Origin of the sequence: Massilia aurea, from assembly GCF_024753205.1 — a bacterium.
In the GTDB taxonomy this organism is placed as follows: domain Bacteria; phylum Pseudomonadota; class Gammaproteobacteria; order Burkholderiales; family Burkholderiaceae_D; genus Telluria; species Telluria aurea.
The window spans coordinates 778,630-793,430 of the sequence record NZ_JANUGZ010000003.1 but is presented as its reverse complement, the minus strand read 5'-3'; the positions used below and the strand labels follow the sequence as shown (position 1 = coordinate 793,430).

The window sequence follows — 14,801 nt, the reverse complement described above, 5'->3', positions numbered from 1 at the left end:
CAAACGTACTTTGCCTGGCCAAGGGAATTGAATGCATCGTCGATGAAACGATCACGGCTCCCAATCATTGAACACTCAAAACGAATTGGATACCGAACCCATGAACCATCCAGAACAGCTGGCAGTTTCACGTCGAGAATTTCTTGTCACCGGCTCGGCCGCAGCCGCGGTCAGCATGCTGCCGATCGAGGCCAACGCGCAGGCACAACATACCGGGTCAGGTACGCCGGCAACGGTGGCGATCCAGGTCAACGGCACGACACACCGCATCGAACTCGATACACGTACTACGCTGCTCGATACGCTGCGTGAGCACCTGCACCTGACTGGCACGAAAAAAGGCTGTGACCAGGGGCAGTGCGGGGCATGCACCGTACTCGTCAATGGACAGCGCATCAATTCTTGCCTGACTCTTGCTGTCATGCACGATGGCGACAGTATCACCACGATTGAAGGGCTGGGGACGCCTCAACGCCTGCACGCCATGCAGCAAGCCTTCGTCAAGCATGACGGTTTCCAGTGCGGCTATTGCACGCCAGGCCAGATCTGTTCGGCCGTGGCAGTTCTCGACGAAATCAAGGCAGATATTCCAAGCCACGTAACGGCCAATCTCACCACCAGGCCGGTGCTGAGTCCAGACGAACTGCGGGAGCGTATGAGCGGCAATATTTGCCGTTGCGGCGCCTATTCGAACATCATCGACGCCATCACGGAAGTCGCGGGCGCAACGGTCGTGAAAGGGCAGCCATGAAAGCCTTTACTTACGAGCGCGCCCATTCTGCAGCCGAAGCGGCATCTGCAGCTGCCCGAAACCCTGGCGCGAAATACATTGCAGGCGGAACGAATCTGCTCGATTTGATGAAGCTGGAGATTGAAACGCCGGTTCACCTGATCGACGTGAATGGACTGGGACTCGACAAGATCGAACCCACGGCCGATGGCGGACTGCGCATTGGCGCACTGGTACGCAACACGGCGTTGGCCTCCCACCAGTTAGTGCGGCGCGACTATGGGCTGCTGTCCCGTGCACTGCTTGCCGGTGCGTCCGCGCAACTGCGCAACAAAGCGACGACAGCCGGCAATCTGCTGCAACGGACGCGGTGCCCGTATTTCTACGATACCAATCAGGCATGCAATAAACGCCGTCCTGGCAGCGGTTGCAGCGCGATCGGTGGTTACAGCCGTCAGCATGCCGTGCTGGGCGCCAGCGACGCATGCATTGCAACGTATCCGGGCGACATGGCCGTGGCCATGCGCGCACTTGATGCCACAGTCGAGACAGTCAACGCAGGCGGCGCGAGCCGCACGATCCCTATCGCAAATTTCTACCGTTTGCCCGGCACCACGCCCCATGTCGAAAACACGCTGCAGCCCGGTGAACTGATCACTGCCGTCACGCTGCCACCACCGATCGGGGGCACGCACATCTACCGCAAGGTACGCGACCGCGCATCCTATGCGTTTGCGTTGATCTCGGTGGGCGCCATCGTGCAGGCAGATGGCACTGCACGCATTGCACTGGGAGGAATGGCTCACATGCCATGGAGAGTAGAGGCCGCCGAACACGCCATTTCCAATGGCGACAAGGCCGGCATGGCGCAGCTCCTGGCAGGCGCCAGGACGACCCCTGAAAACGCATTCAAGTTGACACTGGCCGAGCGCACCCTCGCGTCGGTGCTGGCGCAAGCAAGGAGCACACAGTCATGAAATTCGATACCCCCGCTACAACCAATCCCATCGACCAGATGAAGGTCGTTGGTCATCCAGCCGATCGGGTAGATGGTCCACGCAAGGTCACTGGCACCGCCACCTATGCTTATGAACAGCACGAGGCGGCGCCGAACGCCGTGTACGGCTACGTCATTGGCGCCGCGATTGCAAAGGGAACAATCGAAGCGATCGACACGCGGGCGGCCAGCCGGGCGCCCGGGGTGCTGGCCGTGATCAGCGCCGACAACGCAGGCAAGCTGGACAAGGGCGAGTTTTATGCGGCGCGGGCTCTGGCTGGACCTGATGTGGATCATTACCACCAGGCGGTCGCCATTGTTGTCGCGCAGACCTTCGAACAGGCGCGGTCAGCTGCCCAACTGGTGCGGGTGCACTACCAACGCGGCAATGGGGTATTCGATCTGGCCGCTGCGAAAGATGGTGCACCGCCCCCGAAGCCAGGCCCGTATTCGCCGCCGGCCGAGACGTCCGTGGGGGATTTTGAAGGCGCTTTTGCCAGGGCGGCCGTCAAGCTCGATGCGCATTTCACGACGCCGGACCAGTCACATGCAATGATGGAACCCCATGCGACCATTGCAGTCTGGAAGGGAAAAAAGCTGACGCTGTGGACCTCGGTCCAGCAAGTCAATTGGGGCGTACGCGATCTGGCGAAAACACTTGGCATTGCCAAAGAGGACGTACGCATCGTTACACCCTACATCGGCGGCGGGTTCGGCGGCAAGGGAACGATTCTGTCGGATGCAGTTCTTGCCGCCGTCGCCGCGCGCAAGGTGCGGCGCCCAGTCAAGGTAACGCTGCAGCGCGCGCTCATGTTCAACAATGTGACCCACCGGCCGGCCACGATCCAGCGCGTACGGATCGGCGCGTCTCGCGACGGCAAGATCGATGCCATCGGACACGAAAGCTGGTCTGGCAACATCGAAGGCGGCAGGCCGGAAGCGGCCACTGCAGCCACCCGGCTGCTGTATGCCGGCCCGCACAGAATGACGCGCCTGCGGCTTGCGCATCTGGACCTGCCCGAGGGAAGTGCGATGCGCGCGCCCGGTGAAGCGCCCGGCATGATGGCACTTGAAATTGCGATGGATGAGATGGCCGAGAAACTGGGTCACGATCCCGTGGCATTCCGTATTCTCAATGATACCCAGGTCGATCCGGAAGACCCGAAGCGGCCATTTTCAACGCGACAGCTTGTCAAATGCCTGGAAACCGGGGCGAAGCAGTTTGGCTGGAGCGAACGCAATGCACGACCGGGCAGCCGGCGTGACGGTCGCTGGCTAGTTGGCATCGGCATGGCCTCTGCCATCCGCGGTGCACCTGTTACGAAGTCAGCAGCACGGGTCCGCCTCGACCACCGCGGCATCGTCACGGTGGAAACCGACATGACCGATATCGGCACGGGCAGCTACACGATCATTGCCCAGACGGCAGCAGAGATGATGGGCGTCGGCATCGACAAGGTGCGCGTCAGCCTGGGCGATTCGCACTTTCCGGAGTCTGCCGGTTCAGGGGGGCAATGGGGTGCAGCGTCTTCCACGGCAGGCGTGTATGCGGCCTGCGTCAAATTGCGCGAAGCAGTGGCAAAACAACTTGAACTGGATCCTGCGACCGCCGAGTTTGCCGGTGGCCTGGTACGCGCCGGCAATCGCAGCGTGCCACTGACCCATGCCGCAAGGTGGCGCGACCTGGTCGGGGAAGATGTCATGGAATACGGTGACCTGGCCAAGCGTTATGCAATCCAGACGTTCGGCGCCCATTTCGTGGAAGTAGGCGTCGATGCCGCCACCGGCGAAATCCGCGTGCGGCGCATGCTTGCCGTTTGCTCGGCCGGTCGCATCATCAATCCGAAGACCGCGCGTAGCCAGGTGATCGGTGGCATGACAATGGGTATCGGGGCCGCCTTGATGGAAGAACTCGTCGTCGACAAACGTGTCGGTTTTTTTGTCAACCATGATCTTGCAGGTTACGAAGTGCCAGTGCATGCCGATGTGCCTCACCTCGATGCAATCTTCCTTGATGAAACAGACCCCACGATTGCGCCGCTCAAAGCGAAAGGCGTGGGCGAACTTGGCATCAGTGGCGTTGCTGCTGCGATCGCCAACGCCGTCTACAACGCGACTGGCGTACGGGTCAGGGAATATCCGGTCACGCTGGACAAACTGCTCGGTGGTTTGCCGCCTGTGGCGTAAGTAGCCCATCTTCAAAGTGAAATGATGCCTACACATTGCTCTCTAAAAAAAAGATCCATGCTGCTTGGCGCGCTGGGGGGCCTGGTTGCCGTCTCCTGTCCCGCGCTTGCGCAAAGCGCCCCTGACCCGCTTGCGTTGCGCCGAGATCCGCGCATGACGGGCCCGGTGCCCATTCCTTCCGCAGAACGCGATATACCGACTGCCGTTGCGGAAAAGTGGGCAGACGTCATCGACACCGATACGGCGCTTGAAGGCGCGCTGTTCGACACCGAAGGCAACCTGCTGGTGTGCGATGTCGGCGGCAGCAGGATCGTGCGCCTCGACGCCAACCGGCGCATCTCGGTATTACTGCATCAACCCGGATTGCACGCGGGTGGCCTGGCCATCCATCCGGACGGGCGCATTTTCGTTGCAGCTGCGGGAGACCGCAAGCGCGGCATGCTGGGTGTGATTGAACCTGGCCGCCATGAAGTCAACAAAATAGCGGTGACGGCCGATGCCTACGTGCCGAATGACCTGGTACTCGATCGGCATGGCGGATTTTATTTCACCGACTTCAAAGGCACGGCGTTCGATCCGACTGGCGGGGTCTATTACGTGGCACCGGACATGCGTACCGTCACGCCCATCGTGCAACGCCTTGCACTGGCCAACGGCATCGCGCTGAGCCCGGACGGCAAGTATCTGTGGGTAACGGAATTTGGCCAGAACCGCCTTCTGCGCATTACTCTGGAAACGCCTGCAACCGTGTCCAGTCTCGGGGTGGCAGTGGTGTATCGCTTCATCGGGCCGGCTCCCGACTCGATGCGGGCCGACGTCGAGGGCAACCTCTACGTGGCGCTCAATGGCCAGGGCAGGGTGCTCGTCTTCAGTCCGGGCGGCATTCCGATCGGCCAGATCCTGCTGCCAGGGCGCGATACAGGCCATTACCTCAAATCGGCGAGTCTGGCCCTCAAGCCTGGAACGAACGAAGTGTATATCGTCGCCAGCGACGGTGCAGGAGGGCAGGGCGGCGCCGTCTTCCGTGCGCGCACGTTCGTCACGGCGCAGGCACTTCCCAAACCGCAGCAGGCAGGGAAGCGATCATGACCCTACCCAAGGAAACGAGATTGAACAGCTGGATTCGTCATGGCATTGCAATCCTGTTCGCACTCATCGGATTCGTACTGCTGATTGGCGGGGTGCGCTTGTTGCTGGCCAACGGCTCGGCTTATTACGCCCTGAGCGGGGCGGCACTCGTCGCAATCGGCTGGATGGTGGCGCGGCGCCATCCCCATGCAATCCGCGCTTATGCGCTTGTCCTGGCACTCACGCTGGCGTGGAGTATCGGCGAAGTGGGCTTCGACGGTTGGGCGTTGGTTCCACGCCTGGGCGCGCCGTTTGCCATGGGCCTGCTCCTGCTGTTGCCGGCCGTACGGCGGGCTCCCGACACGGCAGCGGTGACGGCTGCCACATCAGGACGCCGTGGTGCGTTGGCAGGCGTCGGCGTCTTTGCCATTGCCGCAGTTGCCGGGACGGCAATCCACGCCGCTGCGGGGCCGGATCCCGCGCCACCCTGGATGCGTCGGGGAATGCAGGCCCAGGTACCTTCCGCTGGAGCCAAGGCAACGGGCGCAGCCGACCGTACGGATTGGCTGGCTTTCGGCAACGACCAGGCCGGTACCCGCTTCAGCCCTCTGTCACAGATCAATGTCGATAATGTCGACAAACTGGAGGTCGCGTGGACAGCCGATACGGGCCCCATGTCGCCAGGACCGAAAAATGGCCTTGAAACGGTCCCCATCATGGTGGGCGACATGCTGTATGCCTGTAGCGGATTCAATCAGGTCGTGGCGCTCGACGCCGAAGATGGCACCAAACGGTGGAGCTATGACATGTCTGGTGGCGTGCCTGCGTCAGGCAAACCGTGCCGCGGTGTTTCGTATTACCGGATACCGAATGCGATAGGCGCCTGTGCGGAACGCATCATTGCCGCCAGCCAGACGCCAGCGTTGATCGCGGTGGACGCTCACACCGGAAAGGCGTGCACGGGCTTCGGCAAGCAAGGCTTCGTCGACCTGAACACAAACATCAGCAAGTATCCGCGCGGGCAGTTCTATGTCAGCTCGGCGCCCCAGATCATCCGCGGCAAGATCGTGGTTGGCGGCGGCATACCGGACGGTCAGTTCTGGGGCGGTCCTTCGGGCGTCATCCGTGCATTCGATGCCGTATCCGGACAACTGGCGTGGGCGTTCGATCCCGGGCATCCGGAGCGTATCGGCGCACCGCCCGAGGGCGACGTCTATACCCCATCGTCACCCAACAGCTGGGCGCCGATCAGTGCTGACGAAACACTTGGCCTGGTGTACTTGCCGATGGGAAGCGCCACGCCGGACAATTACGGCGGACAGCGCCGCGCGCTCGACGACCAGTACGGTGACGCCGTCCTTGCCCTGGACGCCGAGACAGGCCGGCCGCGCTGGAGTTTCCAGACCACGCACCACGACATCTGGGACTACGATGTACCGGCCCAACCGACCCTGGTTGACCTGCCCGGCCCCGACGGTGTGCGCCATGCGCTGATCCAGGCCACCAAGCGCGGCGAGGTCTTCGTTCTTGATCGCACCAATGGCAAGCCGATTTTCCCGGTCGAAGAGCAGGCTGCGTTGCAGGGCTCCGTTGCTCCCGGAGAGCGTTTGTCACCGACGCAACCTGCTTCCATCCGGTTACCGGCGTTCAGGGGTGCGACACTGGTCGAGAAAAACATGTGGGGGGTCACGCCGATCGACCAGATGCTATGCCGCCTGCAGTTCCGTCAATCGCGCTACGAAGGCCACCTGACGCCATCCACGCTCGACACGCCAACCTTGTTCGATCCCGGTTCTGCAGGCGGCATCAACTGGGGCGGTGTCTCGATCGACCTCGATCGCGGCGTCATGGTGGTGACGTGGATGCAGACTGCCGACCGGGTCGAAATTCTGACACGTGCCGAGGCAATACGACGCAAGTTCAAACTCATGGACGGTCAGAGTTCGGGCGGCGATGCAGAGCGCCCCATGCTCAATACGCCGTATGCCTCGTATGGAACAACGTTCGTTTCGCCGCTTGGCGTTCCATGCAATGCGCCGCCCTGGGGGCAGATCGGCGCCGTCGATCTGGCAACCGGAGCACTGCTCTGGCACACGCCGCTGGGATCGGCGCGCGACTCCGGTCCATTGGGCATCCCATCCATGGTGCCGTTGACAATCGGGACGCCACTCACGGGCGGCACCGTCACGACGCGCGGCGGCCTCATATTCGTTGGCGCAGCCGCAGAAAAGACACTCCGGGCGATCGATCTGCGCACCGGGCGCGAGCTTTGGCAGGCACGGCTGCCAGCCGGCGCCAACGCGTCGCCCATGACATATCGGGGGCCGCGTAGTGGCCGTCAATTCGTCGTCATCGCCGCAGGCGGAAAAGTGGCGCTGAAAACAAAGCTCGGCAACAGCATCGTGGCATTCGCGCTGCCCAGTTCAGGTCCTGCATCGGCGTCTGCCGACGTCGGCAGATGAGCACCCTCTACAACGTTCATGCCATCGAGCGGCGATTTTTTAACAGCATCATTGGGTCACAGGGACATCCATGAAACCTATCATCGTAGCAACACTATCGCTCTTTCTTGCCGCACCTGCTTTCTCGCAAACTGCGACAGGACAGGCCAAGCCAGGGACTGCGGCGCAAGGCGCCGACGCCGGACCCGGCGAAATGAAGATTGCCCGCGCCGGCAGCCAGGCATCAATCAAAGGGCCAGCGGAAAACTTTACCGGCAGCGTCCGGGTCGACCCGGTGTTCGGCGCACACCCGCCGGTTACCACCTCGGCCGGCGCAGTCACGTTCGAACCACGCGCCCGATCAGCCTGGCATACCCACCCTGCAGGGCAGGTCCTCGTTGTGACGTCAGGCGTGGGGCGGATTCAGCAGTGGGGCCGCAAAGCTGAAGACATCCGTCCCGGTGACGTGATCTGGACCCCGCCGGGCATCAAGCACTGGCACGGCGCTGCGCCGGCCACGGCGATGACCCATATCGCCATCCAGGATGCGGTGGGTGGCAAAACCGTCGAGTGGATGGAGAAAGTCAGCGATGAGCAGTACGCGCAATAGGTCCATGCCAAACAGCGGGCTCGTTCTTGCATTGCTTGGCTGCGCAAGCTTGTTCGCCATGTCGGGCGATGCAAGTGCTCAGCCGCGCACGAGTGCGCCCGGTTCAACACCGCTAACCAAAGGAGTACTCATGGCTGCACCAGCATTCGACAACTACACCCAAAAACTGTTATTTGACGACGTATGGAAGCGTCCGGATCTGTCACAACGTGACCGGTCGCTTGTCACCATTGCCGTACTCGTTTCCAAAAACGCGACAGCGGAACTGCCGTCCTACCTGGTCCGGGGTCTGGATGCCGGAGTCAAGCCTGGCGAAATAGCGGAGATCATCACCCACCTCGCTTTCTATTCGGGCTGGCCCAATGCAAGCGGGGCCGCAAGTGCCGCGCAAGCCGTGTTTGCCCAACGCCAGATCGATGTGTCGCAACTGCCTCCGGCAAGGGTCGCGTTGCTGCCTCTGGACAAAGAAGCAGAGGAAAAGCGCGCCAGGACTGTCGAGGAGAACTTCGGGCAGGTTTCGCCAGGCGTGGTGAAGTACACGACCGAGGCGTTGTTCCGGGACCTTTGGCTGCGTCCGGGGCTCGCACCGCGTGATCGCAGTATGGTCACGGTCAGCGCCCTGGTGACGTCCGGCCAGGTAGCGCAAATCACCTACCACCTGAACCGCGCCATGGACAATGGGCTGACCGAAAAAGAAGCGGGGGAAATGCTGACGCAGCTGGCGTTCTATGCCGGTTGGCCAAACGTGTTCTCCGCGATGCCCGTTTTCAAGGACGTGTTCAGCAAGCGTGCAGGGACCGTGGGCAAGTAATTCTCATCGGGACCTGGCGCCGCCGAGGACATCGGATCGAAGGTATGCGTTGCTTGTCACCCGACATTGAGTTACTGGCATCGCATCGATTGCACAGCCTCAGAATTCGCTCTCTGCCCGAATCGCATACACTGAAACACCCTATCTATCAGGAGCCAGTATGCGAACGAAACACGCCACACAGATCGTCTTTGCCCTTGCCAGCTTCTGTGCAGGGCAGGCATTCGCGCAGCAACCGACCATCAAACCCGGGCTGTGGCAGATCGATATGTCACTGTCCGACAAGGCGAGTAGCAATCCGCTGGGCGGCTATCTCGAACTGGTGAAAAGCCAGATGGCCCTGATGACGCCCGAGCAGCGCGCGCAGATCGATAAAATGCTGGCTGCAAATGGCACGGAACTCAATGGCAATGGTTTGCGCACGAAGCAGTGCATTACCCAGCAAAACATCAACGACTTCGATTTGTTCGGTAAAAAAGGCGCGGATTCCTGCACCAAGAAAATGACACCAACCGCTGGCGGAATGAATGTGAGCATGACTTGCGCCCAGCCCCGGATGAAGGTCGACGCCGTCGTGAAGGCCGAGAGTGAAACATCGTATCGGTTTGAATCAGTCACTACCGTACCGGGGCCGGGCGGCGCAGACATCAGCCAGAAATCAAACGGCACCGGAAAATGGCTGGGAAGCGATTGTGGCAAGACCGCTGCAGCAGCGGTTGGCCGGTAACGGGCACGGTGCGGATCAGCGCAGCGAAGGGCGGCCTGGCAGGCGCCAGCTGCGGCAGGCATTGTCCGGTACAGCAACACCCCGTTGTCGCGCAGGCCATCTTCCCATAAAAAACCAATACCTGATCGACATGATGGCCGCCACAGTGCGCTGACCATTTGTCGATCGACCCGCCCATTCGCGCTGCCTGGCAATCATTGCAAAATGTGGCCGCCTCAACAACACATTGGCGCCCGAATTCATGCCACTGTCATCATGCCGAATTAGCATCCCCCCGTCAGCCCCGCCAGGATGGCGCTGACAACTTCTGATGCGCTCGCCCGAAGTGCGAGGCGCGAAATAACTCATACCATTTGAAGAGGGTTTGCTTTTATGAAAACGTCGCATTTCGGACTGTTGCCGCTTGCGGCCATGCTGTTCGCGCCGGTCGCCGCCCATGCCATGCCGGTGTCGACGCTCACCGGTGAGCGTCCGCTGGTCATTTCCCACCGCGGCGCCAGCGGGTATCTGCCGGAAGAGTCGGTGCAGTCCTATCAACTCGCCATGCGGATGGGCGCCGACTATATCGAAGGCGACGTCTACCTGACCGCCGACAACAAGGCCGTGATGCTGCATGACGGCACTTTGAACGCCACGACGAATGTCGTCGCATTCGCGGCCACGCATCCCGAGATCGCCGCCCTGCGTTCCAGCAACGGGACCTACGACGTGCGCAAATTCACGCTGGCGCAGCTCGAGCAGTTGTCCGTGACGTGCCGTAACGCCAACGGCTACTGCACCGACAAGACCTATTTCAACCCGGCCATCTCGTACAGCTTCACGTCGTACGACGCCTTCCTCGACCTGGCCTACAATTATTTCGTGGAAACCGGTGTCGCCATCGGCGTGTTCCCGGAAGCCAAGCAGGCCGGGCTGGAGGTGGCGGAAGCCATCCTGGCGGGCCTGACCAATGCGAAGTACAACGGCTACTTTACGACGGCGGGCCGCGCGCTGACGCAGTCCTTCAACGCAGCGCAGGTGGAATACCTGAACGCCAACTCGTCCATCCCGGTCAGCTATCTGGGCGTCTGCCCCACCACGGCAGCAGGGGCGGCTGCGGTCGCCGCCATCGCCGACGGGATCGGTCCATCGGCGGGCCAGCTCAGCGCAGCCTGCGTGCAGGCTGCGCACGATGCCGGGATGACGGTCACGCCGTACACGTTCCTGAACAACACGGCCAGCTACGAGGCGGCCTACAACCTCGGTGTGGACGGCGTCTTCACCAACTATCCGGACATCGCGGTTACCGTGCGCGACCAGGTATTCGGCCCGGCCACGCCAGTGCCCGAGCCGCATTCGCTGGCGCTGCTGGGCCTGGGTCTGGCCGGCATCGCCGGACTGAAAAAGCGCAAGCAGGCTTGATCACGCACATGAGTTGCACGCCCGGTCGGCATGTCCGGCCGGGCGTGCAACTCATGCCTGGCACTTCATGCCCCGTGCATTGCCCGCGTCATCAGAGCGTCATCGGCGCTGGCTAAGATTTGCCGTCTTTCACTTTTACCAATTGCCATCCCATGAACCAATCGCATTCGCGTCGCAATTTCATTCGTACCTTCTCCCTCGGCACCGTCGCCGTGTCCACGCTCCCGCTCGCGGCCTGCGGCGGTAATGGCGACGATGACCGCGTCGTCAGTTTCTCGCATGGCGTGGCCAGCGGCGATCCGCTGGCCGACCGCGTCATCCTGTGGACGCGCATCACGGCCACCGGCGCCGCCGACATCGATGTCGGCTGGGAGATCTCGGAGACGAGCGACTTTTCGCGTACGGTGGCCTCGGGCAGCCTGCGCACCGGCAGCGCCAGCGACTTCACGGTCAAAGTGGATGCGACCGGCCTGACGGCCAACCGCAGCTATTTCTACCGCTTCGGCTGCTATGGCCAGCTCTCGCCGGTGGGGCGTACCAAGACGCTCCCGACGGGCAGCGTCTCGCGCGTACGCTTTGCCGTGTTCAGCTGCTCGAACTACCCGGCCGGCTACTTCAATGTATATGCCGATGCCGCCAGGTTCGACGATATCGATGTCGGCCTGCACCTGGGCGACTACATCTACGAATACGCCGCCGGCGGCTATGCGTCGCAGAACGCGGGCACCCTGGGGCGCGTGTCGAAGCCGGCCACCGAGATCATCACGCTGACGGATTACCGGGTTCGCTTCCAGCAATACCGCACCGACCCGGACCTGCAGGCGGTGCATGCGCGCATGCCCTTCATCGCCGTCTGGGATGACCATGAACTGACCAACGACACCTGGAGCGGCGGCGCCGAGAACCACGATCCGGCCACGGAAGGCCTGTGGTCGGCGCGGCGCCAGATGGCGATCCAGGCCTATCACGAGTGGATGCCGATCCGTGTGCCGGATGCCGCGCGCCCGGACAGGATCTACCGCTCGTTCGATTTCGGCAACCTGCTGTCGCTGCACATGCTGGACACCCGCGTGATCGGTCGCGACAAGCAGCTGGCCCTGGCCAGCTATGTCGGCGCCGACCGCAGCTTCAACAGCGCTGCCTTCACTGCCGACGTGACGAACCCGGCGCGCCAGCTGATGGGCACGGAGCAGACTGCCTGGCTGCGCAACCAGATGAGCAAGTCGACGGCCACCTGGCAGGTCCTGGGCCAGCAGGTGCTGATGGCGCGCATGCTGCTGCCTGCGCCGATGGTGCTGGGCACCACGGGCTATCCGGCGTACTTCGCGATCGCCGCCAAGGTCAAGGCCGGTGTGGCGCTGAGCGCCGCCGAGCAGCAACTGGTCGCGGCCACGCCGGTGCCGTACAACCTCGATGCCTGGGACGGTTACCATGCTGCGCGCGAGACGGTGCTGAACATGGCGCAGACGCTGAACAAGAACATGGTGGTGCTGGCGGGCGACACCCACAATGCCTGGGCCAGCGACCTGGCCGACCAGCAGGGGCGGGCAGTGGGCGTCGAATTCGGCGTGCCTGCCGTGACCTCGCCTGGTTTCGAGACCTATTTCCCGACTATTGCGCCGGCCACTGTGGCTGGCGGCATGGAGCAGCTGATCGGCCCGCTGCAATACGCCGAGACGGCCTCGCGCGGTTTCGTCGTGCTGACGGTCACGCCGATCGAAACACGGGCCGAGTACCGTTATGTCGATACGGTCACGTCGAAGACTTATAAGGCGGTCGTCGGCAAGACGCTGCGCATGTTGCCGGGCGCAGCGAACCGCAAGATCATCGCCGCCTGACGTAGAGCATGGAGCGAGGCGCAATTCCTCGCTCCCCTTCATACCATCAACACATTCCCAGCTGCCAGACGAGTTTCTCCCGATCCTTTTCCTGCAGCTGCACCTCGACCCCCTTGCTGGCCGAGCGCGTGATCACGACCGTCTTGTGAAAGTACGTGTACTGGATGCTGACCGCGCCCGCGCTCTCGGTGCGCTTGACGTCGGCCCGGTCGAAATTGAGCTTCAGGTTCTGCAGGATCTGCGCATCGGGCCAGCCGGCCGACAGGCGCACGTGGCGCGTGCGGTCGTCGCCATTGGCTTGCGGGTAGACCCGCTCGCAGGCATGGGCGGGCGCTGGCGCCACGACGAACGCAGACAGTGACAGCAAGCCTGCTGCAAGAAGGTTCAGGGACAAGGCGCGGGTCATGGTGTCGATGCCGGTGAGGAACAGGTGCTTACTGTAGCAGCAAGCGCAGCCGCTCGATATCGATCGGCTTGGTCAGGTGATGGTCGAACCCCGCATCGCGCGCCAGTTGCCGGTCGCGCTCCTGGCCCCAGCCCGTCGCCGCAATCAGTTTGGTGCTGGCGCAGGCATCCAGCCCGCGCAGGCGCCGCGCCAGCTCGTAGCCATTGAAGTCGGGCAGGCCGATATCGAGCAGCGCCACTTCGGGCAGGAAGTCCGGCGCAAGCGCCAGTGCGCCGGCCGCCGTATGCGCCAGCAGCGTCGTGCAGCCGAACAGCTCGAGCATCGTCGCCATTGTCTCTGCCGCATCGACATTGTCATCCACCACCAACACCCGCAGCGGCGCCGGCTGGCCAGGCGCCGTTGCTATTTCTTCCGCCACCGCACAACCCGCGATCAGCGGCAGGCGCAACGTGAACTGGCTGCCGCGGCCCGGGCCATCGCTCTCCACCAGGATCTCGCCACCGTGTAACTCGACGATGCCGCGCGCCAGCGCCAGGCCGATGCCCAGGCCGCCACAGGCGCGCTCGCGCCCCGGTTCCAGCTGCGTGAACAGCTGGAAGATCGTGCCCAGCGCGCCCGCCGGGATGCCGATGCCGTTGTCGCGCACGCGCAGTTCGGCGTGACCGGCCTGGCCAGCCAGTTCAACATCGATCAGCCCACCATCGGGCGTGTACTTGGCCGCGTTGCCCAGCAGGTTGATCACGACCTGCGCCAGGCGCGTGGCATCGCCATCGACCGTCAGCGGCGCCTCTGGCAGCGTCAGGCGCAGCGTGTGGCGCGCCGCCGTCATCATCGGCGCCATGTCGTGCACCGCGCCGCGCACCAGCGCCGCCATGTCGACGGGCGCGCGCCGCAGCTGCATGCGGTTCTGCGTGATGCGCGAGACTTCCATCAGGTCGTCCACCAGGCGCGTCAGGTGGCGCAGCTGGCGGTCGAACGCGCCGATCACGCGCGCGTCTTCGTCGTTGCCGTGCCTGATCTTGAGCACGTCGAGCGCGCTGCGCATTGGAGCGAGCGGATTGCGCAGCTCGTGCGACAGCGTGGCCAGAAATTCATCCTTGCGCAGGTCGGCCGCCGACAACTGCGTGTTCACCGCCTGCAGTTGCAGGTCGCGCTGGCGCTGCACCTCGCGGCCACCATCGGCGGCCTCCGACTTGCACAGCAGTGCGTTTTCGTAGGCATGCCGGCCACCGGCGCGAAACAGCGCCCAGTGGTCGATCTCGCGATCGCCGTCGCGCTGGCGCACGAGCTGGAGCAGCACCGGCAGCCGCGCGCCGCCTGCCATCAGGAGGTCGATCTGGATATCGTGCGCCACGCCCTCGCTCTGCAGGCGCGGCACGCAGCACGTGTAGTGGAACAGGCGGGCGCTGGCCGGCAGCAGGTCGTGCAGGCGCGTGCCCACCAGCGCGCCGGGGGCCATGCCGAGCCACGCATGCAGGCTGGTGTTGGCCGTGAGGATCATGCCGTGTGCATCGGTTGCCATCAGGCCGCAAGCAGCCTGGTCGAAGAACAGGTCGGTCGCGGTGAGGGCGGCGTTCATGGATGG

General features: G+C 63.0%; 12 protein-coding genes. 10 read left to right on the top strand and 2 right to left on the bottom strand.

Annotation, left to right across the window (positions count from 1 at the left end; all coding sequences use genetic code 11):
* The first annotated feature begins 100 nt into the window (after positions 1-100).
* The 10 genes from paoA (at position 101) to NX775_RS14005 (ending at position 12,810) form a co-directional block, all read left to right on the top strand.
* Positions 101-751 carry an aldehyde dehydrogenase iron-sulfur subunit PaoA gene (gene paoA / locus NX775_RS14050; RefSeq protein WP_258836564.1) on the top strand — a complete coding sequence of 217 codons (651 nt, stop codon included), beginning with the start codon at positions 101-103 and terminating at the stop codon, positions 749-751.
* Complete coding sequence (locus NX775_RS14045; RefSeq protein WP_258836563.1) at positions 748-1,707, top strand: FAD binding domain-containing protein; 960 nt, start codon at positions 748-750, stop codon at positions 1,705-1,707. The genes paoA and NX775_RS14045 overlap by 4 nt, the downstream gene beginning before the upstream one ends.
* Positions 1,704-3,914 (top strand): aldehyde oxidoreductase molybdenum-binding subunit PaoC, encoded by a 2,211-nt coding sequence (gene paoC, locus NX775_RS14040; protein ID WP_258836562.1) that lies wholly within the window; start codon positions 1,704-1,706, stop codon positions 3,912-3,914. The genes NX775_RS14045 and paoC overlap by 4 nt, the downstream gene beginning before the upstream one ends.
* Before the next feature lie 57 nt (positions 3,915-3,971).
* A complete protein-coding gene (locus NX775_RS14035; protein WP_258836561.1) occupies positions 3,972-5,003 on the top strand; it encodes an SMP-30/gluconolactonase/LRE family protein in 1,032 nt (343 codons plus the stop codon).
* Complete coding sequence (locus NX775_RS14030) at positions 5,000-7,444, top strand: membrane-bound PQQ-dependent dehydrogenase, glucose/quinate/shikimate family (protein ID WP_258836560.1); 2,445 nt, start codon at positions 5,000-5,002, stop codon at positions 7,442-7,444. The genes NX775_RS14035 and NX775_RS14030 overlap by 4 nt, the downstream gene beginning before the upstream one ends.
* A gap of 70 nt (positions 7,445-7,514) precedes the next feature.
* The gene (locus NX775_RS14025; RefSeq protein WP_258836559.1) at positions 7,515-8,033 is read left to right on the top strand and encodes a (R)-mandelonitrile lyase; all 519 of its coding nucleotides are present in this window, start codon (positions 7,515-7,517) and stop codon (positions 8,031-8,033) included.
* Between the two features lie 130 nt (positions 8,034-8,163).
* Positions 8,164-8,844, top strand: coding sequence for a carboxymuconolactone decarboxylase family protein (locus NX775_RS14020; protein WP_258836558.1), 681 nt, complete (start codon positions 8,164-8,166; stop codon positions 8,842-8,844).
* 160 nt (positions 8,845-9,004) lie between these two features.
* Positions 9,005-9,571, top strand: a complete 567-nt coding sequence (locus NX775_RS14015; RefSeq protein ID WP_258836557.1) for a DUF3617 domain-containing protein — start codon at positions 9,005-9,007, stop codon at positions 9,569-9,571.
* A 372-nt stretch (positions 9,572-9,943) separates the two neighbouring features.
* Positions 9,944-10,972 carry a glycerophosphodiester phosphodiesterase family protein gene (locus NX775_RS14010; RefSeq protein WP_258836556.1) on the top strand — a complete coding sequence of 343 codons (1,029 nt, stop codon included), beginning with the start codon at positions 9,944-9,946 and terminating at the stop codon, positions 10,970-10,972.
* 152 nt (positions 10,973-11,124) lie between these two features.
* Complete coding sequence (locus NX775_RS14005) at positions 11,125-12,810, top strand: alkaline phosphatase D family protein (protein ID WP_258836555.1); 1,686 nt, start codon at positions 11,125-11,127, stop codon at positions 12,808-12,810.
* Positions 12,811-12,856: 46 nt separating this feature from the next.
* On the opposite strand, the gene NX775_RS14000 is transcribed toward NX775_RS14005, so the two are convergent.
* Both NX775_RS14000 and NX775_RS13995 read right to left on the bottom strand, forming a co-directional pair.
* Positions 12,857-13,216, bottom strand: coding sequence for a hypothetical protein (locus NX775_RS14000; RefSeq protein WP_258836554.1), 360 nt, complete (start codon positions 13,214-13,216; stop codon positions 12,857-12,859).
* 28 nt (positions 13,217-13,244) lie between these two features.
* Complete coding sequence (locus tag NX775_RS13995; protein WP_258836553.1) at positions 13,245-14,795, bottom strand: hybrid sensor histidine kinase/response regulator; 1,551 nt, start codon at positions 14,793-14,795, stop codon at positions 13,245-13,247.
* Positions 14,796-14,801 lie beyond the last annotated feature (6 nt).

What these genes read in the sequence shown, in the direction of transcription:
- paoA (WP_258836564.1), top strand. Translation starts at nt 101, where the DNA reads ATGAACCATCCAGAACAGCTGGCAGTTTCACGTCGAGAATTTCTTGTC.
- NX775_RS14045 (WP_258836563.1), top strand. Translation starts at nt 748, where the DNA reads ATGAAAGCCTTTACTTACGAGCGCGCCCATTCTGCAGCCGAAGCGGCA.
- paoC (WP_258836562.1), top strand. Translation starts at nt 1,704, where the DNA reads ATGAAATTCGATACCCCCGCTACAACCAATCCCATCGACCAGATGAAG.
- NX775_RS14035 (WP_258836561.1), top strand. Translation starts at nt 3,972, where the DNA reads ATGCTGCTTGGCGCGCTGGGGGGCCTGGTTGCCGTCTCCTGTCCCGCG.
- NX775_RS14030 (WP_258836560.1), top strand. Translation starts at nt 5,000, where the DNA reads ATGACCCTACCCAAGGAAACGAGATTGAACAGCTGGATTCGTCATGGC.
- NX775_RS14025 (WP_258836559.1), top strand. Translation starts at nt 7,515, where the DNA reads ATGAAACCTATCATCGTAGCAACACTATCGCTCTTTCTTGCCGCACCT.
- NX775_RS14020 (WP_258836558.1), top strand. Translation starts at nt 8,164, where the DNA reads ATGGCTGCACCAGCATTCGACAACTACACCCAAAAACTGTTATTTGAC.
- NX775_RS14015 (WP_258836557.1), top strand. Translation starts at nt 9,005, where the DNA reads ATGCGAACGAAACACGCCACACAGATCGTCTTTGCCCTTGCCAGCTTC.
- NX775_RS14010 (WP_258836556.1), top strand. Translation starts at nt 9,944, where the DNA reads ATGAAAACGTCGCATTTCGGACTGTTGCCGCTTGCGGCCATGCTGTTC.
- NX775_RS14005 (WP_258836555.1), top strand. Translation starts at nt 11,125, where the DNA reads ATGAACCAATCGCATTCGCGTCGCAATTTCATTCGTACCTTCTCCCTC.
- NX775_RS14000 (WP_258836554.1), bottom strand. Translation starts at nt 13,216, where the DNA reads ATGACCCGCGCCTTGTCCCTGAACCTTCTTGCAGCAGGCTTGCTGTCA.
- NX775_RS13995 (WP_258836553.1), bottom strand. Translation starts at nt 14,795, where the DNA reads ATGAACGCCGCCCTCACCGCGACCGACCTGTTCTTCGACCAGGCTGCT.